We start from the raw sequence: 26538 nt of genomic DNA on the forward strand, positions 1-26538 counted from the left end.
GCAACATGCTAACGAACGTGCGTGTTCCCGACATGCGACCGGGCCCCGACCCCCGCAGGGACCAGGGCCCGGTCGACACCGGTACGGACGCCGCCGGAGGCGATCCGGTCAGGCGTACGGACGGGTCAGGCGGAGACGGCCCGCTTCAGGGCGCTGCCGGCGGTCAGCTTCACGCGGAAGCCGGCCGGGATCTCGAGCTTCTCGCCCGTCTGCGGGTTGATGCCGGTGCGAGCCGAACGCTCCGCACGCGACACGGCCAGCAGGCCGGGGATCGTGACGCTCTCGCCGGCGGCGAGCTGCTCGACGAGCACCTCCTGGAAGGCACGCAGCGCCTTGTCGGCGTCGGTGTTGGTCAGGCCCGCCTTCGCGGCGATGGCCTGGACGAGCTCGGTGCGGTTCACGCTCACGGACATGTGCTCCTTGTTGACTGGACACGTGCAGGCCCGCGGGGCGGGCCGACGTCGACGGTGCAGGGACAGGCCCAGGACAGGCCAGGGACAGGCCAGGCACCGGCGGACGCCGCCGACGACCTTAGTCGCAGATCGGGCGCGTCCATGCACCGGACGCGCCCGGGACCAGGCGCCTCACCCCCCGGCCGATCCCGGCCCATCGTGCTCGACCTCCGCAAGACCTCCGCGCGAGCCCGCTCGACGCACGTGGTCAGCCCGCGCGACGGGCCACCAGCTCCTCCGCCGGGAGGGTGTTCACGACCCGGTCGGGTCCGATGCCCAGCGCGGCGGCGCGCACGCACCCGTCGATCTGCCACGCGAGGTGGCCCGGCGCGTGCGCGTCGGTGTCGATCGCGAACACGCACCCGCTCGCCACCGCGACGGCCAGCAGCGCGTCCGGCGGGTCCACGCGGTCGGGCCGGCAGTTGATCTCGACCGCGACCCCGTGCTCGGCGCACGCCTCGAACACCGCAGAGGCGTCGAAGTCGCTCGGCGGTCGCACCCGGCCCGTGACCCGCCGCCCGGTGCAGTGCCCGAGGACGTCGGTGTGCGGGTCGCGCACGGCCCGGAGCATGCGTGCCGTCATCGTCGCCCGGTCCGCCCGCAGGTCGGAGTGCACGGACGCGACGACGACGTCCAGCGCCCCGAGCAGGTCCGGGTCCTGGTCGAGCGTGCCGTCCGCGAGGATGTCGACCTCGATGCCCCGCAGCAGACGGAACGGGGCCAGCGGCGCTCGCAGCGCGTCGATCTGGGCGATCTGGTCGCGCAGCCGGGCCGCGGTCAGGCCGTGGGCGACGGTCAGCCGCGGGGAGTGGTCGGTGACCACCAGGTACTCGTGCCCGACCTCGAGCGCGCCGAGCACCATCTCCTGCATCGACGTCGTGCCGTCGCTCGCCTCGGTGTGCGCGTGCAGGTCGCCGCGCACCGCCGCCCGCAGCGCCGCCGCCGGCTCCCCGGGGTCCGGTCCGGCCGCCGCAGCGGCCGTCCGCTCGAGCTCGTCGAGGTACGGCACGGGTTCGCCGCGCAGCACCTGGGTGAGCACCTGCGCGGTCCGCGCGCCCACGCCGGGCACGTCGGTGAGCGTGCCCGCGGCCGCCAGTGCGGCCAACCGGTCCGGGCCCAGCGGCTCGACCGCGCGCACCGCATGCCGGAACGCGGCGGCCCGGTACGGGTCGGCCTGCAGGCCCTCCAGCAGCCATGCGGCACGACGCAGGGCGGCGACCGCCGTCTCCGGACCGGCCGCACCCGGCGACGCGGCCGGTCCTGGACGCCGTGAGGTCACGAGGCCTGACGGCGGCTGCGGCGGGCAGCCTTCGCCGCGGGGGCAGCCTCGGGCACGGCGTCAGTCAGGGCATCCGACCCGGTCGGAGTGCGGGGCGCCGCAGGCTTGCGCGCCCGCGTCGCCCGGGCAGCCGGGGCCGCCTTCTCGACCACGGCGGGCGCACCGTGCCCCGCACGGGCCTTCTCCACGCTGCGCTGCAGCGCAGCCAGCAGGTCGACGACCTCACCGCCCTCCCCCGGCTCGCCGCCCTCGGCCGCCGGCACCGCCTGCGTGTGCCCGGCCGACACCTTCTGCTCGATGAGCGCGACCATCGCCGCCTCGTAGGAGTCCGTGTACTGCGACGGGTCGAAGTCCGCCGCCAACGACTCCACCAGCGAGGACGCCATCGTCAGCTCCTGCGGGCGCAGCTGCACCTGGGCGTCCAGCACCGGGAAGTCCGCCGCCCGCAGCTCGTCCGGCCACAGCAACGTCTGCAGCACGATGACCTTGCCGCGCACCCGCAGGACCGCCATCGACTCGCGCTGCCGCAAGGCGACCTTCACGACGGCCATCCGGTCCGTGGCCTCCAGTGCCCCGCGCAGCAACGCGTACGGCTTCGCCGAGGTCTTGTCCGGCTCCAGGTAGTACGTGCGCTGCAGCAGGATCGGGTCGACCTGGTCCGACGGCACGAACTCGAGGACCTCGATCTCGTGCCCCGACGCCAACGGAAGCTCGGCCAGGTCCTCGTCGGTGAGGACCACCAGCTCACCGGTGCCCGTCTCGTAGCCCTTGGCGATGTCCGCCGTCTCCACCGTCTCCCCGCACGCGCTGCACGTACGCCGGTACCGGATCCGCCCACCGTCCGGGCGGTGCACCTGGTGCAGCTGCACCTCGTGCTCACCCGTCGCCGCGTACAGACGCACCGGCACGTTCACCAGCCCGAACGCGACCGCACCCTTCCAGATCGCCCGCATGGCCCCGCCCCCGTCCTAGACGACGACCCTGACGACCGCCCCCGGTGCGGTCGGGTCGCTCCCCGCGACGTGCGTACCCCCTCTCGGCAGGATGGACCCGTGGAGCCCATGCTCGCCACCCCTGCACCCACCGCGCCCCCCACCCGGGCCCGCGCCGCGAGCAACGCCGCGCCCGGCCCGGAAGGGCTTCCAGGAGGGTTCCCGGGAGGCCCGGAGTGGGCGTTCGAGGTCAAGTGGGACGGCGTGCGCGTCCTGGCCGACACCCGCACCGGACAGCTGCACCTGACCGGCCGAACCGGCGCCGACGTCACCGTCGCCTACCCCGAGCTCGCCGGGCTGGGCACCGTCCAGGGCGCCCTGCTCGACGGAGAGGTCGTGCTCCTGCACCAGGGCACACCCTCGTTCGCCGCGCTCGCCGCACGCATGCACGTGCGCGACGGCGCGCGTGCCCGGGCGCTCGCGGACCGCGCACCGGTCACCTACCTCGTCTTCGACGTGCTCAGCCTGTACGGCGTCGACCTGCACCGACGCCCCTGGCACGAGCGGCGCGCCACGCTCGAACGCCTCACCCTGCCCGCGCACGTGCAGGCCTCCCCCGTCTACGACGACGGTGCGGCGCTGTGGGAGGCCACCGACGCACAAGGGCTCGAAGGTGTCCTGGCGAAACGCCGCGACGCCGCCTACCAGCCCGGGCGCCGATCCCCCGACTGGGTCAAGGCCGCGCACCGGCGCACCCGCACCGCGCTCGTCGCAGGCTGGCGCGAGGAGTCCACCGGGCACGGCACCCTCGCCGCCGTCCTGCTCGCCGCCCCCGACGCCGACGGCGCGCTGCGCTACCTCGGCCGCGCCGGCTCCGGCCTGAGCGCCACCACGGCCACCGACCTGCGCAGGATCCTGACCGCCCACCCCGCCGACGCCTCACCCCTGGACGACACCGTCCCGGCCGCCGACGCCCTCGGCACGCACTGGTGCACCCCCGGTCTGCTCGTCGACGTCCTCTACCTGAACCGCACCCCCGTCGGACGCCTACGCCAACCCGTGGTCCGAGGCGTGCGCACGGACGTGCCCGTCGACCCCTGGGAACGACCATGACCTCGGAGGAACCGTGACCCCCGGAGCGCAGAGCCTCGAGGTCGACGGACGCCAGGTCCGGGTCACCCACCTCGACAAGGTGCTGTACCCGGGCACGGGCACCACCAAGGCCGACGTCATGCACTACCTCGTGCAGGTCGCCCCCGCCCTGCTGCGCCAGCTGCGCGACCGCCCCGTCACCCGCGTGCGCTGGCCCGACGGCGTCGACGGCCCCCGCTTCTTCGAGAAGAACGTCCCCCGCGGCGCCCCGCCGTGGCTGCGCCACCAGCACCTGCACGCCGCCCCCGGCGCACCCGACGAAGGCACCGAGCTCGACCTGCCGTTCCTCGACGACGTCGCCGGCCTCGTCTGGGCCGCCAACCAGGGCGCCCTCGAGCTGCACACCCCGCAGTGGACCGTCGGCCCCCGCGGCGGGCTGCGACACTGCGACCGCCTCGTCGTCGACCTCGACCCCGGACCGCCGGCCGGGCTCGACCAGTGCGCCCGCGTCGCCCACCTCGTCGCCGACCGCCTCGCCGACGACGGCCTGACCACGGTCCCCGTCACCTCCGGCAGCAAGGGCATGCAGCTCTACGCGGCCCTCCCGCGACCCACCCCGGCCATGCAGGTGCACACCTACGCCCGCCGGCTCGCCGAGACCCTCGCCGCCGCGCACCCCTCGCTCGTCGTGTCGGTGATGCGCAAGGACCTGCGCACCGGACGCGTGCTCGTCGACTGGTCGCAGAACCACCCCGCCAAGACCACCATCACCCCCTGGTCGCTGCGCGGCCGGACGGCACCCACGGTCGCCGCACCGCGCCGCTGGGACGAGATCGGCCCCGGCCTGACCCAGCTCGCGCTCGCGGACGTCCTGGACCGTTGGGGGCAGGAGGGCGACCCGTTCGGCTGAGGCCCCAGATGCGGGTCGGGCATCGCTTTGGCACGGTGGTCGGACGACCCCACGACGAGACGAGAGGGGCAACCATGCCCAGCAAGGCTCTTCCGAAGTACACCGTGCCGTCCCTGACCCCGCAGACGGGGGCGAAGGTCGCCGCTGTCCTGCAGGGTCGGCTGCACGCCCTCAACGACCTGCACCTGACGCTCAAGCACATCCACTGGAACGTCGTGGGACCGCACTTCATCGCGGTGCACGAGATGCTCGACCCGCAGGTCGACGCCGTGCGGCTCATGGTCGACGCGATCGCCGAGCGGATCGCCACGCTGGGGGTCGCCCCCGTCGGCACACCGGGCGCGCTGGTCGAGGCGCGTTCGTGGGACGACTACGCGATCGGGCGCGCCGGGGCGATCGAGCACCTGCGGGCGCTCGACGAGGTCTACGTCGGCGTCATCGGCTCGCACCGCGAGGCGGCGCAGGCCACCGAGGAGCTCGATGCCGTGACGAACGACCTGCTCATCGGCCACCTGCACGAGCTCGAGCTGTTCCACTGGTTCGTGCGCGCCCACCTGGAGTCCTCCGGCGGCTCGCTCGACGGCACGTCCGCGGACTGACGCCTCGCGCCGGACGCTCAGAGGGTCTCGGGGGCGTCCCACTCCTCCCCGCTGGCGATGTCCTCGTCGTCGGGCTCCAGCTCGACCTCGAGCAGTGACCGTGGTGCCCGTTGCGCGTCCCCGCCGGACCGGGCGTCCTGCGCGGCGAGGGCGGCGTCGGGGATCGGCGGCTCGGCGATGTGCTCGACGGCCGGGTCGGACGTCAGGTCGTGGGGGTGGTCCATGTCCCGGTTCTAGCAGGGCCTCCCGGGCCGCGCCAACGCCCGCACCTCCCCCGTGCGGGCGTTGGCGCGTGCCTCCGGGCCGGGCGGGTGAAGGGTTTCGTGCCCTGCCGGCGGCTGCCGGGCCACGGCTAACGTCCGGTCGGCCACCAGCCCTCAGGTCCGGCGGGACGTCGGTGGCAGCGACCGCCCGACGAAGGAGCCCCGATGCGTCCGAACCACCTGCGCAGGACGTCGACGGCCGCGCTCGCGGCGCTCACCCTGACGGCCGGCCTGGGTGCGGGGATGCTCACGGCTGCTGCGACCGCAGGAACCGTGGGCGCCCTCGGCACGGCCGCCGTCGCGGGCACGGGCTACACCTGGGGCAACGTCGAGGTCGTCGGCGGGGGCTTCGTCCCGGGCATCGTCTACAGCCAGACCGAACCGGACCTGGTGTACGCGCGCACCGACATCGGGGGTGCGTACCGCCTGGACCAGACGACGCACCGGTGGGTGCCGCTGCTCGACCACGTCGGGTGGGACGACTGGAGCCACTCGGGCGTGCTGAGCCTGGCGACCGACCCGGTCGACCCCGACAACGTGTACGTGGCCGTCGGCACCTACACGAACAGCTGGGACCCGCAGAACGGCGCGGTGCTGCGCTCGGCCGACCGCGGGAGGACCTGGCAGCGCACGATGCTGCCGTTCAAGGTGGGCGGCAACATGCCCGGCCGCGGCATGGGCGAACGCCTGCAGGTCGACCCGCACGACAACCGGGTGCTCTACCTGGGCACGGAGGCCGGCAACGGGTTGTGGCGCAGCACCGACGCGGGCGTCACGTGGGCGCGGGTGGTGTCCTTCCCGAACGCCGGCACGTACGTGCAGGACCCGACGGGCGCCAACGAGTACCTCTCGTCGAACCAGGGCGTCACCTGGGTCACGTTCGACACCGGCAGCGGCACCGCGGGCTCCCCCACGCCGACGATCTACGTGGGTGTGGCCGACAAGGACTCGACGGTCTACCGGTCCACCGACGCCGGTGCGACGTGGCAGCGTGTGCCCGGCCAGCCGACCGGCTACCTCGCGCACAAGGGCGTCTACGACACCGTCTCGGACGCCCTGTACATCGCGACGAGCGACACGGGTGGGCCGTACGACGGCGGGCACGGCGACGTGTGGCGGCTCGACGCGGCGACCGGCACCTGGACGAACGTCTCCCCGGTGCCCTCCACGAGCAGCGATCAGTACTTCGGGTACTCCGGCCTGACGATCGACCGGCAGGACCCGGACACGATCATGGTGACCAGCCAGGTCTCGTGGTGGCCGGACGACGTGATCTTCCGCAGCACGGACCGCGGGGCGACGTGGACGCGCATCTGGGACTGGGCGGGCTACCCCAGCACGACGAAGCGCTACGACCTGGACGTCAGCGCCGCACCGTGGCTGACCTTCGGCAAGCAGCCGGTGGCGCCCGAGCCCAGCCCGAAGCTGGGATGGATGACCGAGTCGTTCGAGATCGACCCGTTCGACTCCGACGAGGCGATGTACGGGACCGGGGCCACCGTGTACGGCACGGAGAACCTCACCGACTGGGACACGGGCGGCACCGTGCACCTCGGTGTGCGGGCGCAGGGCATCGAGGAGACCGCGGTGCTCGACCTCGCGGCACCTCCGGGAGCGGTCCAGCTGGTCTCCGGGCTCGGCGACATCGGCGGCTTCGTGCACACCGACATCACCCGGGCCCCGGCCATGCTCACCTCCCCCACCCTGGGCTCGGGCACGGGCGTCGACTTCGCCGAGCTGAAGCCGACCACGATGGTGCGTGTCGGTTCGGACGTCGACGGGACGAGCACGTCGCACATCGGCATCTCGACCTCCTCGGGCAGCAGCTGGTGGGCCGGGCAGGAGCCCGCGGGCGTGACCTCCGGCGGCACGGTGGCGATGTCGGCCGACGCCGCATCGGTGGTCTGGAGCCCGGGCGGCACCGGTGTGCACAGGTCGACGACCCTCGGGTCGACCTGGACGGCGTCCACCGGCGTGCCTGCCGGCGCCCGCGTCGAGGCGGACCGGGTCGACCCGACGCGGTTCTACGCCTTCGCCGCCGGGACGCTCTACGTCTCGGGCGACGGCGGCGCCACGTTCACGGCCTCGGCCGCCACGGGCCTGCCCGCCTCGGGCCAGGTGCGGCTCGCGGCAGTCCCCGGACGGGCCGGCGACCTGTGGCTGACGGGCGGGGAGAAGGACGCGACCTACGGCATGTGGCACTCGACCGATGCCGGCGCGAGCTTCACCAAGCTCGCCGCGGTGGACGAGGGCGATGCGATCGGGTTCGGCAAGGCCGCGCCCGGCGCCACCTACCCGGCCGTCTACACCTCCTCGAAGATCGGTGGCGTGCGCGGGATCTTCCGTTCGACCGACGCCGGTGCGAGCTGGGTGCGGATCAACGATGACGCGCACCAGTGGGCGTGGACCGGCTCGGTGGTGATCGGCGACCCCGACGTGTACGGGCGGGTCTACGTCGGCACGAACGGGCGCGGGATCGTCGTCGGCGACCTCACAGGCACCGACCCGACTCCCACGCCCACTGCGACACCCACCCCGACGGCCACGCCCACGCCCACCGTCTCCGTGACGCCGACTCCGACGCCGACTGTGACCCCGACCCCCACGGCAAGCCCCACGCCGACCCCCACCTCCACGGCCGGCGCGACCTGCGCGGTCCGGTACAGCACGAACGACTGGGGCTCGGGCTTCTCCGCCTCGGTGCGGGTGACCAACACCGGCACGAGCGCGTGGTCGGGCTGGGCGCTCCGCTTCGCGTTCCCCGACGGGCAGCAGCTGACACAGGGCTGGAGCGCGACCTGGAGCCAGCAGGGGGCGGCGGTGACGGCACTGTCCGCTCCGTGGAACGGCCAGCTCGCGCCGGGGGCCTCGGCAGAGGTCGGGTTCAACGGCGCGTACTCCGGGACGAACGGGCGACCGACTGCCTTCACGGTCGACGGCGGGCGCTGCTCGGCGGGCTGAGCCGGGCCGAGCACCGCTGATCCGCGCGGATCGGGCGACGTCCGCGCAGATCAGGGGCCGGACGCGCCGGGTCGAGTGTGCGCCGCACGGGTTACCGTGTGCGACGCACGCCCGACGCTCCGGCTCCGACCGAGTCCCGCAGAGCCTGGGTGACGAGACCAAGATCACACGGACCGCAGGACGAAGGTCTCTCGACGTCAACCTACGATCGCTGCCGTGACCGATCGCGAAGAGGCTGTCGACGTCGTCCTCGTCGGCGGCGGCATCATGAGCGCCACGCTCGCCGCCCTGCTGAGCACCGTGGAGCCCGCCTGGCGGATCCTCGTCGTCGAGCGCCGGGGTGCGCCCGCCGAGGAGAGCTCGAACGCGTGGAACAACGCCGGAACGGGTCACGCCGCGCTCTGCGAGCTCAACTACACCCCCGAGCTCCCCGACGGCACCGTCGAGATCAGCAAGGCCGTACGGATCAACGAGCAGTTCGAGCTGTCCCGCGAGCTGTGGCACTACCTGGCCACGCACGACCGGCTGCCGGGCGGCACCGCGTTCCTCACCACGACCCCGCACATGACCTTCGTCCGCGGAGCGCAGAACGTCGCCTCCCTGCGCCGCCGGCACGAGGCCCTGAGCGGCCACCCGCTGTTCGCCGAGCTGGAGTTCAGCGACGACCCTCAGCAGATCGCCGCCTGGGCGCCCCTGCTCGTCGCCGGCCGCGACCCCGACGAGCCGATCGCCGCGACCCGTGCCGCGTCGGGCACCGACGTCGACTTCGGGGCCCTGACCCGCTCGCTCGTGCAGGACGCCACCGACCGTGGCGCCCACCTGCTCCTCGAGCACGAGGTCACGCGGCTGCGTCGCCGTCGCGACGGCGGATGGCGGCTGAAGGTCGCCGACCGGCGGTGGAACGGCGGACGCCCCCGCACGATCGAGGCCCGCTTCGTCTTCATCGGTGCCGGCGGCGGTGCGCTCGGGCTCCTGCAGAAGTCCGGCATCCCGGAGATCAAGGGCTACGGCGGGTTCCCGATCAGCGGGCAGTTCCTGCGCACCACGAACCCCGACCTCGTCGCCCGGCACCAGGCCAAGGTGTACGGCAAGGCCGACATCGGTGCCCCGCCCATGTCGGTGCCGCACCTCGACACCCGCGTCGTCGACGGCGGCTCCGCGCTGCTGTTCGGCCCGTTCGCCGGCTGGAGCATGAAGTTCCTCAAGCACGGCTCCTGGACCGACCTGCTGCGCTCGGTGCGCCCGAGCAACCTGGTGCCGATGCTCGCCGTCGGGCTGCGCAACCTCGACCTGCTCCGGTACCTGATCGGCGAGGTCACCGCGACCCCGACCCGACGGCTGCGCACCCTGCGCGCGTTCATGCCGGAGGCACACCCCCGCGACTGGGAGCTGGTCAGCGCCGGGCAGCGCGTCCAGGTCATCAAGGCGGACCGCGAGCACGGCGGCGTCCTGGAGTTCGGCACCGAGCTCATCACCGCGGCCGAGGGCTCGATCGCCGGGCTGCTCGGCGCCTCACCGGGCGCCTCGACCGCCGCCGCCGCCATGGTCGACCTGCTCGAGCGCTGCTTCCCCGACCGGCACGAGTCCTGGTCGGGGCAGCTGCGTGAGATGATGCCGAGCCTGGGTGGCGGCCGGTGGGACGAGTCGTTCGAGCTCGACACGCTGGTCGAGGAGCAGGTCGTCTCCGACCGCTGAGCGCTCGCGGGCGGTCGGCCCACCGCGCAGGACCTGCTCACCGGACCGTCGAGGACACCACCGACCACCATGTCACCCGCACACCCTTCCCCTGCGGCCCCCGAGGCCCCCGCCTCCGACGAAGAGGCACGCACCACCGCGGTGAGCGCGCCGATGCGTGCCGCGAAGGTCCGCGCCTACACCGAGCACACCACCGTCGGCCAGGTCGAGACGACCCCCGACGGCAACGTCACCATCGCGTGCGCATGCGGGATGGTGCTGACCAACGGACCGACCTGGTCCGTCGACGAGCACATCCGGCTGCACCGCGCCGAGGCACGGTTCCTCGCACTGGCGGACGTCGCCCCGGCCGGGATCCCGCGCCTGGTGCCGTGGCCGCTGCGGTCGGGCCCCGACGGCGCCTGAGCCCCCACCCCTCGACGCACGCCCGGCGGGTGCTCGGCCGCTCGTCGTGAGCCCGCTCAGTGCGCCCGCCCGGCCCGTTCCAGGGCCAGCAGCGTGTGCTTGGCCCGCTCACCGCCCGCGTACCGCCCGGGCGTGCCGTCGGAGCGCACGACCCGGTGGCACGGCAGCAGCAGCGGCAGCGGGTTGAGCGCGCACGCCGTGCCCACCGCGCGGACCGCGCGCGGTCGACCGACCTCGGTGGCCATCGCCGCGTAGCTCGCGGTCCGCCCGTACGGGACGGCCGTCAGGTGCTGCACCACCTCACGCCGGAACCCCTGCGCGAGCCGCAGGTCCAGGGCGACGTCGAACGTGCGGCGGGTGCCGGCGAAGTACTCCTCCAGCTCGTGCGCGACGACATCGAGCACCCCTGGCGCGTGCAGCACGCGCGGGCTGACCCGGGCGGCGAGATCGGCGAGCACCTGCTCGTGGTCCTGCACGGCGAACGCGACCCGCACCACCCCGACGGGCGTGGCGGCTACGAGCAGCGCACCGAGCGGGCTGTCGAGCGTGCGGTACGCCACGTCGAGCAGACCCTCGCCACCCGCGCGCTCGACCAACCGGGAGTGCAGGGCCGCAAGCTCCCCGGGTGTCACGTCCGGCACGGGCGGTGCACCCTGCGCCCACGACGACTCGGCATATCCGACGGTGCTCGTCACGGGAGGACTCCTTCGGGATCTGTGTCGGGACTCCGATCAGGATCGGGGTCGTAGGTGCGTCGAAGCGTCGCGACCCCGTCGGCCGCCGCACGGCGCGCCGCCTCGGGCGTGCCACCCAGGAGGGCTGCGACCTGCGCGTAGGGCAGCCCACCCAGGTGGTGGTAGGCGAGCACCTGCCGCTGCTTGGTGGGCAGCGCCGCCAACGCCGCCCACAGGTCCAGGTCGCGACCGTCCGCCCGCTGCTGGGCGACCCGCTCCGGCAACCGCTCGACCGGCACGGCCTGCCGGGCCGCCCGACGCACCACGTCCACGGCCTTGCGGTGCGCGATCGTCACCAACCACGCCTCGACGTTCGCGTCCGCAGGCAGCTGCGGGTAGGCCGAGAGGGCCGACAGGAACGTCTCGGACCACGCATCCTCGGCGTCCACCGGCCCCACCACGGCCCGGCACACGCGCAGCACTCGCGCCCCGTGCTGCTGCACGACCTGCTCGAACGGTTCCTTCACCCTCACAGTGTGCAGACGCGCCGGCCACCACGGACGTGAGGTCGCGGGCGGCGACGTTCCGCGGGACGTTGGACCCCCACACCGTTGCGGCACGCCGCCCAGGCTGAGGACGAACGGCACACACGTGGTCAAGGAGGACTGACGATGCGGACCGACGGCCCGGTGGTGATCGCGACCGACTTCTCCGAGCACAGCGCGCAGACCGTGCGCTGGGGTGCGCAGACGGCCGAGCAGCGCGGCGCACCCGTGCTGCTCGTGCACTCCTACCGGGACCCGTCCGAGGCAGCCGTGTGGGGCTGGTACCCGATGGTCCCCGACACCCACGAGTTCGAGCAGGAGATCCTCGCCCAGCTGCGCGACCTGCGCGACACCGTCGTGACCGAGCACCCCACGCTCAGCGTCGACGTGCGGCTCATGCGCGGCCCCGTGGTCGCCGCCCTCCGCGAGCTGTCCGAGGACGCCCAGCTGCTCGTCCTGGGCGCCCACGGGTACGGACGCCGCCCCGCGATCGGCTCGGTCAGCGGCCAGCTCGTCACCTACGCCACCTGCCCCGTCGCCCTCGTCCGCAGCCCCGACGGCGACGAGCACGGCGAACAGGCACCCGAGGCACCCGTGGTCGTCGGCGTCGACGGCTCCCGCTCCTCGATCGTGGCCGCCCGCCTCGCCGCCCAGGAAGCCGCCCGACGCCGGCGCCCCCTGCACGTGCTGCACGCCCGACCGGCACCCCCCGACCCGCACGGGTACGGCGAGGTACCCCCGTTCGACGTCCGCCACACACCCGACGACCCGACGCACGCCGCTGCGCTCGCGGTCGCCGACGAGCTGCGCTCGGCGCACCCGTCCGTGACCGTCACGCTCGACCTGCGCGACGACGACCCGGTGCACGCCCTGGTCGACGCCTCCGCCCGGGCCGCGCTGCTCGTCGTGGGCTCCCGTGGGCTCGGTGCGTTCCGTGGGCTGCTGCTCGGGGCGGTCAGCCGTGAGGTCGTGCGTGCCGCGCACGGGGTCGTCCTCGTGGTGCGCGACCTGGACTGAACCGGCCTCACAGCCACCGCTCAGCCCCCTCCTGCCGGGCGCGTACGCCCCGTCCGTAGACCTGGGGCATGAGCCGATCACACCCACGACCCCGCCGTCTGCGACGGACCGTCCTCATCGGTGCCGTCAGCCTGTCGATGTGCCTGGCCGGTGCGACCGCCTGGGCCCTGGACCGCTTCGTGATCGAGCACGTCGAGATCGCCGACGTGTCCGCCTACGAGGCAGCCCAGACCGGCACCGTCACCACCAGCACCACCACCAGCGCGTCGGACGCCCTGGTCACCGACACGACGTACGAGTCCGACGACGCGAGCATCACGATCTCCACGGTGACGACCGGCTCGGGCGAGGCGACCGTCACCTACTACGTCGCCGACGTCACGCTCACCGACGCCACGGTCCTGCGCTCCGCCTTCGCCCAGGACGCCTTCGGGGAGAACATCACCGAGAACACCTCCGACATCGCCGCCGACAACGACGCCGTCTTCGCGATCAACGGCGACTACTACGGGTTCCGGTCCACCGGCATCGTCATCCGCAACGGCGTCGTCTACCGCGACGAAGGCGCCCGCGAAGGCCTCGCGTTCTACCGCGACGGTCACGTCGAGGTCTACGACGAGACCACCACCACCGCCGAGGAGCTGCTCGCCGCAGGGGTGTGGAACACCCTCTCGTTCGGCCCCGCCCTCCTCGAGGACGGCCAGGTCGTCGACGGAATCGAGGACGTCGAGGTCGACACCAACGTCGGCAACCACTCCATCCAGGGCGACCAGCCGCGCACCGCCATCGGCGTCATCGACGACAACCACCTGGTCTTCGTCGTCGTCGACGGCCGCAGCACCGGCTACTCCGCCGGTGTCGACATGACCGAGCTCGCCCAGATCATGGCCGACCTGGGAGCAACCACCGCCTACAACATCGACGGCGGAGGCTCCTCGACCATGGTGTTCGACGGCGAGCTCGTCAACAACCCGCTCGGCAAGGGCACCGAGCGCGGCACCTCCGACATCCTCTACATCGCAGGCTGAGGCGCCGACCATGATCGTCCTGATCCCCGCCTACGAACCCGACACCCGCCTGGTCACCCTGGTCGGCGACCTGCGCGCCGCCGGGCTGCAGGTCCTCGTCGTCGACGACGGCTCCGGCCCCGACCACACCCCCGTCTTCGACGCCGCGAACCGCCTCGGCGCGACCGTCCTGCGGCACAGCCCCAACCGTGGCAAGGGGTACGCCCTGCGCGCCGGCTTCGCCCACATCGCCGCGACCGCCCCCGGGACCGACGTCGTGTGCGCCGACTGCGACGGCCAGCACGCCGTCGTCGACATCCTGCGCGTGGCCCGCCGCCTGCGCACCGACGCCACGAGCGACGGCACGATCGTGCTCGGCACCCGCCGGTTCACCGGCGACGTCCCGCTGCGCAGCCGCGTCGGCAACACCGCCACCCGCCTGCTCTTCCGCGCCGTCACCGGAACCTCCGTCCACGACACCCAGACCGGCCTGCGCGGCTACCCCGCCTCCCTGCTGCCCTGGCTGGCCACGATCCGCGGAGACCGCTTCGAGTACGAGCTCGAGATCCTCCTGCGCGCCGCCGCCACCGGCCGACGCGTCGTCGAGGAGGAGATCGGCACGATCTACCTCGAGGAGAACGCCTCCTCGCACTTCCGCCCCGTCGTGGACTCCCTACGCGTCTACGTCCCCCTGCTGACCTTCGCGGCGTCCTCGCTGACCGCGTTCGCCCTCGACACCGTCCTCCTGCTGGCCCTGCACGCCGCCACCGGATCCCTGCTCACCTCCGTCCTCGGAGCCCGAGCCGTCAGCTCCGCGACGAACTTCCTGCTCAACCGGCACCTCGTCTTCGGCCGCCGCCAACCGGCACCGGTGCGCTCGGCCGCCGTGCGGTACTACGCGCTCGCGGTCGGGCTGCTGGGGGTGAACTACCTGCTGCTGTCGGCGTTGACGAGCATCGGCCTGGGCCTGCTCGCGGCCAAGGTGGTCACGGAGGTCGCGCTGTTCGCGACCAGCTACGAGGTGCAGCGGCGGTTCGTGTTCACCCGGCCCCGCCCGGCCCGCGGTGGGCAGGACCAGGTCCCCGACCTGCCTACGATGACCGGGCCAGGACGCACCACCCCGCTCGGAGAGGCCCCGCCGTGCACACCGACCGCCCCGACGTCCGCGCCCCGGGGGAGCTCGTCGCAGCCGACCTCACCGCAGCGGACCTCGCCCGGCTCCGTCGCGACTTCACCCGCTTCATGCTCGGCTACAAGTCCGGCATCGCGGAGGTCCTGACCAAGATCACGATCCTGCGCGACGAGTTCGACACCGTGCACGACACCAGCCCGATCGAGCACGTCGGATCCCGGCTGAAGTCGCCGGAGAGCCTGCTCGCCAAGGTGCGGCGCAAGGCCTGCCCGATGACGCTCGAGGCGATCCGGGCGCAGATCTGGGACATCGCCGGGGTGCGCGTGACCTGCAGCTTCGTCTCCGACATCTACCGGATCCGTGACCTGCTCGTCGGTCAGCCCGACCTGACGGTGCTCGCCGAGCGCGACTACATCGCCGAGCCCAAGCCGAACGGCTACCAGAGCCTGCACCTGATCGTCACGGTCCCGGTGTTCCTGTCCGACCGGGTCGAGCACGTCACCGTCGAGATCCAGATCCGCACGATCGCGATGGACTTCTGGGCGAGCCTCGAGCACAAGATCTACTACAAGTACGACGGCGCGGTGCCGCAGCGGCTGCTCGCCGAGCTCAAGGACGCCGCCCTGGCCGCGTCACGGCTCGACGCCACCATGGAGCAGCTGCACGACGAGGTCAGGGCCCTGGCCGCGCACCCTGGCGCCACCGGCCAGGGCACCCCGGTCCACGGCACCGCGACGGACCCGACCGACCCGACGTCGGACCTCCTCGTCGTCGCGCCGGAGCCGCTGAGCCGGCCGGGCGCGCCCTCGGACGAGGTGCTGGCTGCCTTCGCGCACCTCCTGCAACCGCACCGCCCCGTCCCGGGCGCCGACTGACCCCGTCGTCCTCGGGCTCGTCCCTCGCGCGTGCGTCGACTCGACGAGCGGCGGCCGATCGCGCTGCCTACGGTGGGAGGAGCCCCACGACGGGCGCCCGGGCCGGGCGAGCAGCCCCGGCCGACCCACCGCCGCCGGGGCGGGAGGACGGCGAGAACGATGCAGCGCCCGACGTTGACCTTCCTGGGGGCGGCCGGCACCGTGACCGGCAGCAAGTTCCTCTTCGACACCGGTGGTGCCCGCCTGCTCGTCGACTGCGGCATGTTCCAGGGCGAGCAGGTCTGGCGTCGACGCAACTGGGAACCCTCACCGGTCGACCCGGCGAGCATCGACGCGGTCGTCCTCACGCACGCCCACCTCGACCACTGCGGCTGGCTGCCCGTCCTGGCCCGTGACGGGTTCACCGGACCCGTGCTGTGCACCCCGGACACCGCCCGGCTGGCCGCGATCGTCATGCGCGACGCCGCGCACGTGCAGGAGGCGGACGCCGAGCACGCCGAGACCCACGGCTTCTCCAAGCACTCCCCCGCCCTGCCGCTGTACCGGGCCGACGACGCCGAACGGGCCGTCGCGCTCCTGCACCCCGTCGACGGCCCGGCGCCTCTGCCCGGCGGGGCGAGCGTGCGGCTGCGCAGCGCGGGCCACATCCTCGGGTCCGCGTTCGCCGAGCTCGACCTGTCCGGCACCCGCGTCATGGTCAGCGGCGACGTCGGACGCCCCGGCCACGCCCTGCTGCTGCCGCCCCAGACCCCCGCGGACGCCGACGTCGTCCTCGTCGAGTCGACCTACGGAGGGCGCACCCACGACGACGACGCGCACGAGAGCCTCGTGCGTGCCATCACCACGACCGCGCACCGCGGTGGGACCGTCCTGATCCCCGCCTTCGCCGTCGACCGCACGGCGGTGCTGCTGCTCACCCTCGCCGCACTCGAACGCGAGGAACGGATCCCGCACCTGCCCGTGTACGTCGACAGCCCGATGGCGCTGCGTGCCCTGGAGGTCTACCGCGACGCCATCGCCCGGCACGACCCCCAGATCCGCCCCGAGATCGGCACGGCCGAGCACCTGTTCGCCCCCCGCCACCTGCAGCTCATGAGCACCCGCGAGGAGTCCGAGCAGCTCAACCGTCCCGACCGCACCTGCATCGTCATCTCCGCCTCCGGCATGGCCACCGGCGGGCGCGTCCTGCACCATCTCGCCGCCCAGCTGCCCGACCGGCGCAACACCGTCGTCCTGACCGGCTTCCAGGTGCCCGGCACCCGCGGCTGGGCCCTGGCCGAAGGGGCCCGGCAGATCAAGATCCACGGCCGGTACGTCCCCGTCGAGGCCGACGTCGTCGTGGCCGGCGGGTTCTCCGCCCACGCCGACGCCGACCAGCTCGTGGCCTGGCTGCGCGCCATGGCCGCACCCGAGACCGCATACGTCGTGCACGGCGAGCAGTCCGCGGCCGACACCTTCGCCCGACGGCTCGGCGACGAGCTCGGCTGGAACGCCGTCGTCCCCCGCCACCACGAGAAGGTCCTCCTGCCCGCGGCCGACGAGCACAAGGCCGCCTGAGCACGGACCTTCGACCCTGGCGCACGTCGTCACCCCACGTCAGCGTGGGTCACGTCAGGACTGAGACGACGGGGTCACAGGGGGAACGCATGCACGCACTGGTCGTGTTCGAGTCCATGTACGGCAACACCCAGGCGATCGCCGAGGCCGTCGCCCGCGGGCTGGCCACGCACGGCACCGTCGACGTCGTCGAGGTCGGCGCCGCACCCGACCAGGTCCCACCCGGCGTCGACCTGCTCGTCGTCGGCGCCCCCACCCACGCCTTCGGGCTCAGCCGCGCCTCCACGCGCGCCGACGCCGCCGCCCGCGTCCCGAACACCACGCTCGTCTCCCACGGACGCGGCGTACGCGAATGGCTCGACCTCGTCCGGACGACCGCGACCGGCACCGAGGCCGTCGCCTTCGACACCCGCGTCCGCAAGCCCCGCGTCCCCGGCTCCGCCGCCCACAAGGCCGACAAGGAGCTGCGCCGCCACGGCTTCACCGTCGCCGACGCCCCCGAGACCTTCTGGGTCGAAGGCGTCACCGGCCCCCTCGTGCCCGGAGACCTCCGCCGCGCCCAGACCTGGGGCGACGCACTCGGACGCACCGCCAAGGACACGCTCACCGTCTGAGCACCGTCTGAGCCGCCCGCGCGCCTGCAGCCGACCGGTACCGTCAGTCGACCACCAGGTACACGTCCGCCTGCCACGGCCGCAGCAGCGGCCCACCGGGCTGCTCGGGCCCCGAGCCCGGCTCCGCGACCGCGTACGACGACAGCAGCAGCCGCGCCCCCGTCAGGTCCACCTCGGCACGGCGTGGCGACCCACCCAGGTTCGCCACGACCACCACCCGCTCACGCCCCAACGCCCGCACGAACGCGTACACCTGCTCGTCCTGCGGCAGCAGCATCGTGAAGTCCCCCTCACGCACCACCGCCATCGTGTGCCGCAGCTCCACCAGCCGTCGGTAGTGATGGAACACCGAGTCCGGGTCCTCGTACTGCGCCTGCGCGTTCAACCACCCGTGGTTCGGGTTCGCCGGCAACCACGGCGTCCCCGACGAGAACCCCGCGTGCGGCCCCGCATCCCACTGCATCGGCGTGCGCGCGTTGTCCCGACCCATCGCCCGCAGACCACGCATCACCACCTCCGGGTCCGCACCCTGCGCCACCGCCCGCCGGTAGTGGTTCAACGACTCCACGTCCCGCATCGCCCCGATGTCCGCGAACGGGGCGTTCGTCATCCCCAGCTCCTCGCCCTGGTACACGTACGGAGTCCCCCGATGCAGGTGCAGCACGCTCGCCCACGCCTTCGCCGACTCCCGCCAGAACGCCCCGTCGTCACCGAACCGCGACACCACCCGCGGCTGGTCGTGGTTGTCCCAGTACAACGAGTTCCACCCGCGCGAACCCAGCTCACGCTGCCAACGCCCGAACGACTCCTTCAACGCACGCAGGTCCAACGGCACCGGGTCGAACTTGCCCCCCGGACCGTGATCGAGACCCACGTGCTCGAACTGGAACACCATGTCGACCTCACGACGCGCCGGATCCGTGAACAGCACCGCCTCCTGCCACGTCACCCCCGGCATCTCCCCCACCGTCAACAACCGCCCCGACCGCCCCGCGAACACCTCCCGGTGCATCTGCGCCAAGAACTCATGGACCCGCGGACCGTTCGCGTAGTGCGCCGACCCGTCACCCAACCCGTCCGGACCCGCCACCACGTCCGGCAACGACGTGTCCTTCGAGACCAGGTTGATCACGTCCATCCGGAAGCCGTCCACACCCCGGTCCAACCACCAACGCATCATCGCGAACACCGCCTCGCGCACCTGCGGGTTCTCCCAGTTCAGGTCCGGCTGCTTACGGTCGAACAGATGCAGGTAGTACTCCCCCGTGACCTCGTCCCACGACCACGACGGCCCCGAGAAGAACGACGCCCAGTTCGTCGGCTCCGCCCCCGGCGCACCCCCCACATACCCCGACCGCGCCGGACGCCACCAGTACCAGTCCCGCTTCGGGTTGTCGGTCGACGACCGCGACTCCACGAACCACGGATGCTCGTCCGACGTGTGGTTCACCACCAGGTCCATCAGCAGCGTCATCCCCCGCGCATGCACCGCAGCCAACAGCTCGTCGAAGTCCTCCAACGTCCCGAACGTCGGATCCACGTCCTGGTAGTCGCTGATGTCGTACCCGTTGTCCGCCCCCGGCGAGCGGTACACCGGCGACAGCCACACCACATCCACCCCCAACCGCACCAGATGGTCCAGGTGAGCCGTGACCCCCCGCAGATCACCCACCCCGTCACCGTCCGAGTCCGCGAAGCTGCGCGGGTACACCTGGTACACCACGGCCGAACGCCACCACGGCGACACCACGGCCCCCTCCGACTCCCCCGGCTCGGGCACTGCCGCGCTCGCGGACGGCGGGGTCGGTGCGGACTGCGGGTCGGTGCTCGTCATCGAAGGTCCTCCCGGGGTGGGCACGGCGAACTGCCTGCTCGACGGTACCGCCGCCCACCGCCGCACGGTCCGCCGCCGTACCGCCACGGCGGGACGTCGGTGGGAAGCCCCCGGGCGACCGTCAGCGCTGGGCCGTGACCCGTTCGGCCATCGGCACGAGCCCGTCGTGCGGGTCACGTGCACCGGCGGTCGGCTTCTCGTCCCGACCCGGTCGCACGGCGCGCAGCCCGCCCAGGATCGCGATGAGGTCGACGACCTCCTGCAGCGTCGCCCCCACGATCGCCGGGATCAGGCCGAAGGCCGCCACGACCATGAGCACGACGCTGAGCGCGATGCCGACCCCGATGGCCTGCAGCGCCACCCGCACCGTCCGCCGCGCGATCGCGACCGTGCGCGCCACCCGGCCGATGTCGTCCAGCATGACGACCACGTCTGCCGACTCGCTGGCGGCCGTGGACCCCTTGGCGCCCATCGCGACCCCGACGTCCGCCGCAGCGAGCACGGGGGCGTCGTTGACCCCGTCGCCGATCATCATCACGGGCCGGTCGGGCAGCCCCGCCACGGCCTTCACCTTGTCGACCGGCAGCAGGCCTGCCCGCACGTCCGTGACGCCCAGGCGCTCGGCGACGTGCCGGGCGGTCGGTTCGGCGTCGCCCGTGAGCATCACCTCGTGGCGGACCCCCAGCGCCCGCAGGCGTGCCAGGGTCGCGGCCGCGTCCGCACGGATCTCGTCGGCCAGCACCAGCCGGCCCACGGGCACCCCGTCGACGCCGACGTAGACGGTCATGCGTCCGGGGACCACCGCGCCCTCGTGGACCGCTCGTCCGGTCACGCCTGCGACGTGCGATGCCTTCCCGACGACGACGTCACGGCCGTCCACCACCGCCGTGACGCCGGCCGCGGTGCTCTCCTCGACCTCGCTCGCGGCCGGCAGCACGAGGTGGCGCGCGCGGGCCGCGTCGACGACGGACTGCGCGAGCACGTGCGGGGAGTACTGCTCGGCGGCCGCTGCGAACCGCAGCACCTCGTCGGCGTCCAGGTGGCCGGTGTCGAGCAGCTCGACGTCCTCGACCTGCGGGCGCCCGTGGGTGAGCGTCCCGGTCTTGTCGAACGCGGCCGTGCGGATCCGCGCGAGCTGCTCGAGGACGCCGCCGGACTTGATGATGACGCCGTTCTTCGCGGCCCGGCTCATGCCGGCGATGAAAGCCACGGGCGCGGCGATGAGCAGCGGGCACGGGGTGGCCACGACGAGGACCTCGGCGAACCTGACCGGGTCGCCGCTGACCGCCCATGCGACGCCTGCGATCAGGAGCGCGACCGCGGTGAACGGGACCGCGTACCGGTCGGCCAGCCGCACGATCGGCGCCTTGGTGTCGGCCGCCGCCTGCACGAGCTCGACGATCTGCTGGTACTGGCTGTCCCGCGCCAGCTCGGTCGCCCGGACGGTGGCGACCTGCTCCTCGCTGACCGATCCCGAGAGCACGGGGTCGCCGACCGCGTGCTCCACGGGCAACGACTCCCCCGTGAGCGAGGACTCGTCGAACGCCGCCGGGCTGCCCTCGAGGGTGCCGTCCACCGGGACAGCCTCCCCGGGCTTGACGAGCAGCAGGTCGCCGACGAGCACGTCGTCGACCGGTACGTCCTCGACCGTGCCGTCGGCCCCGACCCGGTGGGCGTGCTGCGGTGCGCGGGCGAGCAGCGCGGCGACCTCCCGGCGGGCGCGGGCCGACGCGTAGTCCTCGAGTGCTGCCCCTCCCGTGAGCATGAGCACCACGATGAGGGCGGCCCAGTGGTCGCCGACCAGGACGGTCGACACGATGGCCATGACCGCAAGGACGTCGAGGCCGACCCGGCCGTGCCGCAGGTCGACGACCATCGACCAGGCGTGCTTGGCGGCGATGGCGAGCGCGTACAGGCTCACCACCCATCGGCTCAGCTCGGTCCGGTCCGCCGCCAGCAGGGCGAGCCCGCCCACCCCCACGGCCACCGTCGCGAGGACGAACGGGTACCGCCTGACGACCGGCACGATCCTGCCCATGGTTCAGTCATACGCTCGTCACGACCTGGCCACGACCCGGCAGCACGCACCTGGGGACGCGCATCCCACCGGCGACCGCTGCGCACGAGTCCTGCACGACCTCGGACCGGTCGCGCCACCAGTCCGAGACCGTCCGTGCGTACTGTCGGGGCCATCCACGAGCGTTCGCTCACCTCCCGGCTGGGAAGTCGACCCGTCGCTCGGAGGCCCGCATGTCCACGGCTCCCCCCACGGCACCGACCGGCACCGCCGCGGTCTCGCCCCGTCCCGTGCGCGCCCGCCAGCTCGCCGCCACCGGCAGCTACCAGGAGCTCTCCCGGCAGGTGCGTGAGGCCGGGCTCCTCGAGCGGACCCGAGGATTCTACGTGGGCCTCCTGCTCGCTCTCGGCGCGGCCCTGGCCGCGATCGGGGGTGGCATGGTGCTGCTCGGCGACTCGTGGTTCCAGCTGTTGCTGGCCGCTGCGCTCGGCGTCGTGCTGACCCAGGTGGCGTTCGTCTCCCACGAGGCCTCGCACCGTCAGGTGCTCACCTCCGGCCGCGGGAACGACCGCCTCGGCCGGGTGCTCGCCAACGGTGTCGTCGGCATCAGCCACCAGTGGTGGATGACCAAGCACAGCCGCCACCACGCGAACCCGAACAAGGTCGGCAAGGACCCCGACATCGAGCCCGACACGATCCTCTTCCTGGAGGAGGACGCTCAGGCACGGACCGGCCTCAAGGCCCGGCTGACCCGGTTCCAGGGGTACGCCTTCTTCCCCCTGCTCACCCTCGAGGGCGTGAACCTGCACGTCACGTCGGTGCGATCCCTCCTGGCCGCCGAGCGCAGCCGCGCACGCACGGGCGAGCTCGTCGTGCTCGCGGTCCGTCTGCTCGCCTATGCCGCGCTCGTCGTGTGGTTGCTGCCGATCGGGCTGGCCGCTGCGTTCCTCGCCGTGCAGCTCGCCGTCTTCGGCGTCTACATGGGCGCCTCGTTCGCCCCGAACCACAAGGGCATGGCGATCGTGGCCGCCGACAGCGTGCTGGACTTCCTCAGCAAGCAGGTGCTCACCTCGCGCAACATCAGCGGCGGCGGACCCATGAGCGCCGCGATGGGCGGCCTGAACTACCAGATCGAGCACCACCTGTTCCCGAGCATGCCGCGCCCCCACCTCGCGCGCGCCCGCCGCCTGGTGCGCGCGCACTGCGCGACCCACGGCGTGCCGTACACGGAGACCACGCTGCTGCGTTCGTACGCGATCGTCGTGCGGTACCTCAACCGGGTCGGGCTGGCGGCGCGGGACCCGTTCGACTGCCCGATGGTCGGCCGTTACCGCCGCGTCTGAGCCCGGAGCAGGTCCCCGTCGAGCGGTGCGCGTTGCTCCACGGCTGGCGCGACCTCGGCGTCCGCAGCACAGTGGGTCGTGCGAGAGCGCACCGAGATACGGGGGTTGGCACGATGAGCGAACAGAACGTGGACGTGGGCCCGATCGACTACATCGTGGTCGAGTTCCCGGGCAGCCGGATGACGGGCGAGGGGCTTCCGATCATCGTGGACCTGGTCGAGCGCGGCATCATCCGCCTGCTCGACCTCGCGTTCTTCAAGAAGGAGCTCGACGGCACCGTCTCAGGGCTGCTGCTCGCCGACCTCGACGCGGACGGCGAGCTCGACCTGGCCGTGTTCGAGGGGGCTTCCTCGGGGCTCCTCGGTCCTGACGACATCGACGAGGCGAGCGCGGCTCTCGAGCCCGGCAGCTCGGCAGGGATCCTCGTCTACGAGAACACGTGGGCAGGACCGTTCGTGACCGCGCTGCGGCACGGTGGCGCCGAGGTCGTCGCCAGCGGACGGATCCCGGCGGACGAGGTCATCGCCTCGCTCGAGGCGGCCGGCCTGACGCTCTGAGAGCCATCCCGCCAACCTGTCCGGGTCCGGGACACGGACCCTCATTCGAGAGGACGCACCATGCCAGGTCTGATCCGCGGGGTCGCCCGCACCGCCGTGATCGCGGGCACCGCGACCAGCGTGTCCAACCGGGTCTCGCGCCGTCAGGCGGGCCGTTGGGCCGCGCAGGACGCCCAGCAGGCCCCTCCTGAGGCAGCCCCGCAACCGCCTCAGGTCGTCTACGCCGCGCCCCCGCCCGCCGCGGCGCCGGCAGCGCCGGACATGGACGCCAAGCTGGCCCAGCTGCGTGAGCTCGGCGAGCTGCGGACGCAGGGACTGCTCACGGACGCCGAGTTCGAGGTGCAGAAGGCGCGCATCCTCGGCGCCTGACGTGAGCCTGCATGCGACGGGCGTGGGTTGCGACGACCCGCGCCCGTCGCGGCTGCTCAGGCGACGGGTTCTCGGTCGGGGGCGCTGCGCCGCTGGTGGGCGACGATGCCGGGCAGCTGCTGGTAGATCGCGTCGATGAGGTCGCAGATGCGCTGTGCGATCGGACGCCCGAGCGTGGTGAGGTCGTAGTCCACCCGCAGCGGGACCGTCGGGTGCGGCGTGCGGGACACCAGCCCGTCCGCCTCGAGCCTGCGCAGCGTCTGGGCGAGCATCCGGTCGGAGACGCCGTCCACGGCGCGTCCCACCTCGGCGAACCGGAGCGGACCCTCGACGAGCGCGGCCAGGGTGAGCGATCCCCAGCGCCCGGTGGCGTGCTCGAGCACGGCCCGTGAGACCCCGTCCGGGTCGAACACGCCCATCCGTGCGACGCGCTCGGCTGCTGCATCCATGCCCCCAGGGTAGGTCCAGGTCTCCGGACCTCCAGGTGCACGTACTATACGAAAGTAAGCACCTGCACGGCCGCGCCCGGCCGATCCCGCACGTCACAGCGGCCTCGCGCACGAACCCGGCCCTGAGCCCGAGGACCCACCATGACCCACACCGCCCTGCTCGTCATGGACTACCAGAACGGCGTCGTCTCCAGGTTCGGCATCCCGAGCGCCGTCGCCGCCGCACGACGAGCCGTCGATGCCGCGCGTGCCGCCCGCGTCCCCGTGCTGTTCGCCGGGGTCGAGTTCCGACCGGGCTATCCCGAGATCGCCACCAGCAACCTGATGTTCGGCGGCATCCCCCAGCGCGCGGCCGCCGGACCCGCCGACCCCCGGTCCACCGAGATCCACCCCGACCTCGCGCGCCGTGACGACGAGCCCCTGGTCACGAAGGTGCGGGTGAGCGCCTTCGCCGGCAGCGATCTCGACTACCTGCTGCGCGCCGCGGGGACGCGGCACCTGGTGCTGGCGGGCATCGCGACGAGCGGTGTCGTCCTGTCCACGCTGCGGCAGGCGGCCGACCTCGACCTCGAGCTGACGGTCCTCGCCGACGCGTGCGCCGACGCCGACCCGGAGGTGCATCGCGTCCTGGTCGAGAAGGTCTTCCCCCAGCAGGCGGCGGTCACGACCGTGGACCGGTGGGCGGCCTCGCTCCAGGACTGAGCGCCCTCACCCTCAGCGCCGACCCCTCAGGGCTCGGCGGGCTGACGCCGTCCCGCGCGCGCGGCGAAGGCGTCCAGCGCGTCGAGCACCTGACCGGACTGCCAGAGGATCGACCTACGCCGCCCGCCGACCTCCGCCAGCGCGCCGACCTCGACGAGCCGACCGATCGCCTTCATGGCGTTGGTGTGGGAGATGCCGAGCTCGTGCTGGACGAGGGCCGTGTGGACGACCGGCTGGCGCAGCACGAGGTCCGTCAGCGACCAGACCGACGAGTCGGACCGTGCCCGGATCTGCGACCTCCACGTCTCGCGCACGGCCCGAAGGTCGCCCAGGAGAAGGCGGCCGTTGGCGACCGCGTCGAAGGACGCCTGTGCCAGCGCTGCCACGATCGGCGCCGGGTCGCCCTGCCGGTAGACGGTCAACGCCTCGAAGTACCCGTGGGTGTCGACCAGCAGCCCGGCCGAGACCGGTACGGTGACCGACCTGGTCAGCGCCCGCCGGCGCAGCATGGCGTGGATCAGCGCGCGCCCGGTGCGTCCGTTCCCGTCGGGGAACGGGTGGACCGTCTCGAACTGCGCGTGCGCGATCGCGGCGTGCTGCAGGGCCGGGATGTCCTCCCGGGCCGCGAACGCGACCAGGTCCTCGATGGCGGCCGGCAGCCGGTCGGCGTGCGGCGGGACGAAGGCGGCCTGGTGCGGTGAGTACCCGCCTCCCCCGATCCACACCTGCTGGGTACGCCACGTCCCTGCGATGTCCGGCTCGGCCTCCTCCATGAGCGCTCGGTGCATCGCGAGGACGGACCCGGCGTCCAGCTGCTCGGAGAGGCGGATGGCGGCCTGCATGGCGTGGACGTTGCCCACGACCTGCGTCGCGTTCCGTCTCGCGTCCTCCCCCAGCTCGGCCAGGGCGATCTGCTTGGCACCGGAGGTGAGGTTCTCGATCTGCGAGGAGGACGCGGACTCCGAGCGCAGCAGGATGGCAGCGAAGGGCGCGACATGGCCGCCGACCTCGAGGTCGAACTCGCGGATGAGGGCGGAGGCCTCCTCTGCGGCAGCAGCGACGTTCCGCGGCAGGCGGACCTCGAGGTCGGCGATCTGCGGGGTGAGGGCCGCGCGGTGCGGCTGCGCCATCTGCTCGCGGACCGAGCGTGACTGCAGCTCCGGCGGGATGGATGAACGCCAGTCGCGCTCCTCCCATCCCACCGGCGGCCAGTTCGACGCCTCGTGGCTACCCGTGGACACGCGCCGACGCTATCACT

At 73.1% G+C, this 26538-nt stretch carries 26 protein-coding genes; 16 read left to right on the forward strand and 10 right to left on the reverse strand.

What is annotated here, in order from left to right; genetic code table 11:
• Positions 1 to 125: 125 nt before the first annotated feature.
• The 3 genes from BKA22_RS17145 to ku form a co-directional block, all read right to left on the reverse strand.
• Positions 126 to 407 (reverse strand): HU family DNA-binding protein, encoded by a 282-nt coding sequence (locus BKA22_RS17145; RefSeq protein ID WP_146951929.1) that lies wholly within the window; start codon positions 405 to 407, stop codon positions 126 to 128.
• Positions 408 to 660: 253 nt separating this feature from the next.
• Positions 661 to 1731, reverse strand: a complete 1071-nt coding sequence (locus tag BKA22_RS17150; RefSeq protein WP_146951930.1) for a PHP domain-containing protein — start codon at positions 1729 to 1731, stop codon at positions 661 to 663.
• Positions 1728 to 2684, reverse strand: coding sequence for a non-homologous end joining protein Ku (gene ku, locus BKA22_RS17155; RefSeq protein WP_146951931.1), 957 nt, complete (start codon positions 2682 to 2684; stop codon positions 1728 to 1730). Before ku ends, BKA22_RS17150 begins: the two co-directional genes overlap by 4 nt.
• Positions 2685 to 2792: 108 nt before the next feature.
• On the opposite strand from ku, the gene BKA22_RS17160 reads away from it, so the two are divergent.
• The 3 genes from BKA22_RS17160 (at position 2793) to BKA22_RS17170 (ending at position 5264) form a co-directional block, all read left to right on the forward strand.
• On the forward strand, positions 2793 to 3776 hold the full coding sequence (locus tag BKA22_RS17160) for an ATP-dependent DNA ligase (RefSeq protein WP_146952043.1): 984 nt from the start codon (positions 2793 to 2795) through the stop codon (positions 3774 to 3776).
• A gap of 13 nt (positions 3777 to 3789) precedes the next feature.
• Positions 3790 to 4665 (forward strand): non-homologous end-joining DNA ligase, encoded by an 876-nt coding sequence (gene ligD / locus BKA22_RS17165; protein ID WP_146951932.1) that lies wholly within the window; start codon positions 3790 to 3792, stop codon positions 4663 to 4665.
• Between the two features lie 74 nt (positions 4666 to 4739).
• Positions 4740 to 5264, forward strand: coding sequence for a Dps family protein (locus tag BKA22_RS17170; protein WP_146951933.1), 525 nt, complete (start codon positions 4740 to 4742; stop codon positions 5262 to 5264).
• 17 nt (positions 5265 to 5281) lie between these two features.
• Here the strand turns inward: BKA22_RS17170 and BKA22_RS17175 are convergent, their stop codons facing one another.
• On the reverse strand, positions 5282 to 5488 hold the full coding sequence (locus BKA22_RS17175; RefSeq protein WP_146951934.1) for a hypothetical protein: 207 nt from the start codon (positions 5486 to 5488) through the stop codon (positions 5282 to 5284).
• A gap of 204 nt (positions 5489 to 5692) precedes the next feature.
• On the opposite strand from BKA22_RS17175, the gene BKA22_RS17180 reads away from it, so the two are divergent.
• The 3 genes from BKA22_RS17180 to BKA22_RS17190 all read left to right on the forward strand — a co-directional run bounded on the left by BKA22_RS17180 (position 5693) and on the right by BKA22_RS17190 (position 10588).
• A complete protein-coding gene (locus BKA22_RS17180; protein WP_218866711.1) occupies positions 5693 to 8488 on the forward strand; it encodes a cellulose-binding domain-containing protein in 2796 nt (931 codons plus the stop codon).
• Positions 8489 to 8704: 216 nt separating this feature from the next.
• Positions 8705 to 10183, forward strand: coding sequence for a malate dehydrogenase (quinone) (gene mqo, locus BKA22_RS17185; RefSeq protein ID WP_223203448.1), 1479 nt, complete (start codon positions 8705 to 8707; stop codon positions 10181 to 10183).
• A 69-nt stretch (positions 10184 to 10252) separates the two neighbouring features.
• Positions 10253 to 10588, forward strand: a complete 336-nt coding sequence (locus BKA22_RS17190; protein ID WP_257024108.1) for a hypothetical protein — start codon at positions 10253 to 10255, stop codon at positions 10586 to 10588.
• Positions 10589 to 10644: 56 nt separating this feature from the next.
• Here the strand turns inward: BKA22_RS17190 and BKA22_RS17195 are convergent, their stop codons facing one another.
• Together BKA22_RS17195 and BKA22_RS17200 are read right to left on the reverse strand one after the other, a co-directional pair.
• Positions 10645 to 11283 carry a methylated-DNA--[protein]-cysteine S-methyltransferase gene (locus BKA22_RS17195; protein ID WP_371863652.1) on the reverse strand — a complete coding sequence of 213 codons (639 nt, stop codon included), beginning with the start codon at positions 11281 to 11283 and terminating at the stop codon, positions 10645 to 10647.
• A complete protein-coding gene (locus BKA22_RS17200; RefSeq protein WP_223203449.1) occupies positions 11280 to 11789 on the reverse strand; it encodes an RNA polymerase sigma factor in 510 nt (169 codons plus the stop codon). The genes BKA22_RS17195 and BKA22_RS17200 overlap by 4 nt, the downstream gene beginning before the upstream one ends.
• A gap of 144 nt (positions 11790 to 11933) precedes the next feature.
• On the opposite strand from BKA22_RS17200, the gene BKA22_RS17205 reads away from it, so the two are divergent.
• The 6 genes from BKA22_RS17205 (at position 11934) to BKA22_RS17230 (ending at position 18009) form a co-directional block, all read left to right on the forward strand.
• Positions 11934 to 12824 carry a universal stress protein gene (locus BKA22_RS17205; protein ID WP_146951937.1) on the forward strand — a complete coding sequence of 297 codons (891 nt, stop codon included), beginning with the start codon at positions 11934 to 11936 and terminating at the stop codon, positions 12822 to 12824.
• A gap of 68 nt (positions 12825 to 12892) precedes the next feature.
• Entirely contained in the window at positions 12893 to 13852 is a 960-nt protein-coding gene (locus BKA22_RS17210) for a phosphodiester glycosidase family protein (protein ID WP_146951938.1), read from the forward strand.
• A 10-nt stretch (positions 13853 to 13862) separates the two neighbouring features.
• Entirely contained in the window at positions 13863 to 15110 is a 1248-nt protein-coding gene (locus BKA22_RS17215) for a bifunctional glycosyltransferase family 2/GtrA family protein (RefSeq protein WP_146951939.1), read from the forward strand.
• A complete protein-coding gene (locus tag BKA22_RS17220) occupies positions 15074 to 15838 on the forward strand; it encodes a GTP pyrophosphokinase (RefSeq protein ID WP_146951940.1) in 765 nt (254 codons plus the stop codon). The genes BKA22_RS17215 and BKA22_RS17220 overlap by 37 nt, the downstream gene beginning before the upstream one ends.
• A gap of 159 nt (positions 15839 to 15997) precedes the next feature.
• On the forward strand, positions 15998 to 17395 hold the full coding sequence (locus BKA22_RS17225) for an MBL fold metallo-hydrolase RNA specificity domain-containing protein (protein WP_146951941.1): 1398 nt from the start codon (positions 15998 to 16000) through the stop codon (positions 17393 to 17395).
• Between the two features lie 89 nt (positions 17396 to 17484).
• On the forward strand, positions 17485 to 18009 hold the full coding sequence (locus tag BKA22_RS17230; protein ID WP_146951942.1) for a flavodoxin family protein: 525 nt from the start codon (positions 17485 to 17487) through the stop codon (positions 18007 to 18009).
• Positions 18010 to 18052: 43 nt separating this feature from the next.
• Here BKA22_RS17230 and BKA22_RS17235 read toward each other — a convergent pair whose 3' ends face one another.
• Together BKA22_RS17235 and BKA22_RS17240 are read right to left on the reverse strand one after the other, a co-directional pair.
• Complete coding sequence (locus BKA22_RS17235) at positions 18053 to 19843, reverse strand: glycoside hydrolase family 13 protein (protein ID WP_146951943.1); 1791 nt, start codon at positions 19841 to 19843, stop codon at positions 18053 to 18055.
• Between the two features lie 121 nt (positions 19844 to 19964).
• A complete protein-coding gene (locus BKA22_RS17240) occupies positions 19965 to 21881 on the reverse strand; it encodes a heavy metal translocating P-type ATPase (protein ID WP_146951944.1) in 1917 nt (638 codons plus the stop codon).
• A 212-nt stretch (positions 21882 to 22093) separates the two neighbouring features.
• On the opposite strand from BKA22_RS17240, the gene BKA22_RS17245 reads away from it, so the two are divergent.
• The 3 genes from BKA22_RS17245 (at position 22094) to BKA22_RS17255 (ending at position 24129) form a co-directional block, all read left to right on the forward strand.
• Complete coding sequence (locus BKA22_RS17245; RefSeq protein ID WP_146951945.1) at positions 22094 to 23203, forward strand: fatty acid desaturase family protein; 1110 nt, start codon at positions 22094 to 22096, stop codon at positions 23201 to 23203.
• A 113-nt stretch (positions 23204 to 23316) separates the two neighbouring features.
• On the forward strand, positions 23317 to 23760 hold the full coding sequence (locus BKA22_RS17250) for a DUF6325 family protein (protein WP_179561839.1): 444 nt from the start codon (positions 23317 to 23319) through the stop codon (positions 23758 to 23760).
• Positions 23761 to 23820: 60 nt separating this feature from the next.
• Complete coding sequence (locus BKA22_RS17255; protein WP_146951946.1) at positions 23821 to 24129, forward strand: SHOCT domain-containing protein; 309 nt, start codon at positions 23821 to 23823, stop codon at positions 24127 to 24129.
• Positions 24130 to 24185: 56 nt separating this feature from the next.
• Here BKA22_RS17255 and BKA22_RS17260 read toward each other — a convergent pair whose 3' ends face one another.
• Complete coding sequence (locus BKA22_RS17260; protein ID WP_146951947.1) at positions 24186 to 24578, reverse strand: winged helix-turn-helix transcriptional regulator; 393 nt, start codon at positions 24576 to 24578, stop codon at positions 24186 to 24188.
• Positions 24579 to 24719: 141 nt separating this feature from the next.
• Between BKA22_RS17260 and BKA22_RS17265 the strand changes: the two genes are divergently transcribed.
• Positions 24720 to 25280: a cysteine hydrolase family protein gene (locus tag BKA22_RS17265; RefSeq protein ID WP_146951948.1), complete on the forward strand. Its 561-nt coding sequence runs from the start codon at positions 24720 to 24722 to the stop codon at positions 25278 to 25280.
• 26 nt (positions 25281 to 25306) lie between these two features.
• Here BKA22_RS17265 and BKA22_RS17270 read toward each other — a convergent pair whose 3' ends face one another.
• Entirely contained in the window at positions 25307 to 26521 is a 1215-nt protein-coding gene (locus tag BKA22_RS17270; RefSeq protein ID WP_223203450.1) for a Fic family protein, read from the reverse strand.
• Positions 26522 to 26538 lie beyond the last annotated feature (17 nt).

Origin of the sequence: Cellulomonas soli (genome assembly GCF_013409305.1) — a bacterium.
Classification (GTDB): Bacteria; Actinomycetota; Actinomycetes; order Actinomycetales; family Cellulomonadaceae; genus Cellulomonas; species Cellulomonas soli.

Excerpts from the sequence above, each read along its gene's own strand:
- BKA22_RS17220 (WP_146951940.1), top strand. The coding sequence starts at position 15,074 with ATGCTCGGCTACAAGTCCGGCATCGCGGAGGTCCTGACCAAGATCACG.
- BKA22_RS17240 (WP_146951944.1), bottom strand. The coding sequence starts at position 21,881 with ATGGGCAGGATCGTGCCGGTCGTCAGGCGGTACCCGTTCGTCCTCGCG.
- BKA22_RS17265 (WP_146951948.1), top strand. The coding sequence starts at position 24,720 with ATGACCCACACCGCCCTGCTCGTCATGGACTACCAGAACGGCGTCGTC.
- BKA22_RS17175 (WP_146951934.1), bottom strand. The coding sequence starts at position 5,488 with ATGGACCACCCCCACGACCTGACGTCCGACCCGGCCGTCGAGCACATC.
- BKA22_RS17215 (WP_146951939.1), top strand. The coding sequence starts at position 13,863 with ATGATCGTCCTGATCCCCGCCTACGAACCCGACACCCGCCTGGTCACC.
- BKA22_RS17230 (WP_146951942.1), top strand. The coding sequence starts at position 17,485 with ATGCACGCACTGGTCGTGTTCGAGTCCATGTACGGCAACACCCAGGCG.
- BKA22_RS17205 (WP_146951937.1), top strand. The coding sequence starts at position 11,934 with ATGCGGACCGACGGCCCGGTGGTGATCGCGACCGACTTCTCCGAGCAC.
- BKA22_RS17245 (WP_146951945.1), top strand. The coding sequence starts at position 22,094 with ATGTCCACGGCTCCCCCCACGGCACCGACCGGCACCGCCGCGGTCTCG.
- BKA22_RS17250 (WP_179561839.1), top strand. The coding sequence starts at position 23,317 with ATGAGCGAACAGAACGTGGACGTGGGCCCGATCGACTACATCGTGGTC.
- BKA22_RS17260 (WP_146951947.1), bottom strand. The coding sequence starts at position 24,578 with ATGGATGCAGCAGCCGAGCGCGTCGCACGGATGGGCGTGTTCGACCCG.
- BKA22_RS17255 (WP_146951946.1), top strand. The coding sequence starts at position 23,821 with ATGCCAGGTCTGATCCGCGGGGTCGCCCGCACCGCCGTGATCGCGGGC.
- BKA22_RS17170 (WP_146951933.1), top strand. The coding sequence starts at position 4,740 with ATGCCCAGCAAGGCTCTTCCGAAGTACACCGTGCCGTCCCTGACCCCG.
- BKA22_RS17225 (WP_146951941.1), top strand. The coding sequence starts at position 15,998 with ATGCAGCGCCCGACGTTGACCTTCCTGGGGGCGGCCGGCACCGTGACC.
- BKA22_RS17180 (WP_218866711.1), top strand. The coding sequence starts at position 5,693 with ATGCGTCCGAACCACCTGCGCAGGACGTCGACGGCCGCGCTCGCGGCG.
- BKA22_RS17190 (WP_257024108.1), top strand. The coding sequence starts at position 10,253 with ATGTCACCCGCACACCCTTCCCCTGCGGCCCCCGAGGCCCCCGCCTCC.
- ku (WP_146951931.1), bottom strand. The coding sequence starts at position 2,684 with ATGCGGGCGATCTGGAAGGGTGCGGTCGCGTTCGGGCTGGTGAACGTG.
- BKA22_RS17235 (WP_146951943.1), bottom strand. The coding sequence starts at position 19,843 with ATGACGAGCACCGACCCGCAGTCCGCACCGACCCCGCCGTCCGCGAGC.
- BKA22_RS17160 (WP_146952043.1), top strand. The coding sequence starts at position 2,793 with ATGCTCGCCACCCCTGCACCCACCGCGCCCCCCACCCGGGCCCGCGCC.
- BKA22_RS17210 (WP_146951938.1), top strand. The coding sequence starts at position 12,893 with ATGAGCCGATCACACCCACGACCCCGCCGTCTGCGACGGACCGTCCTC.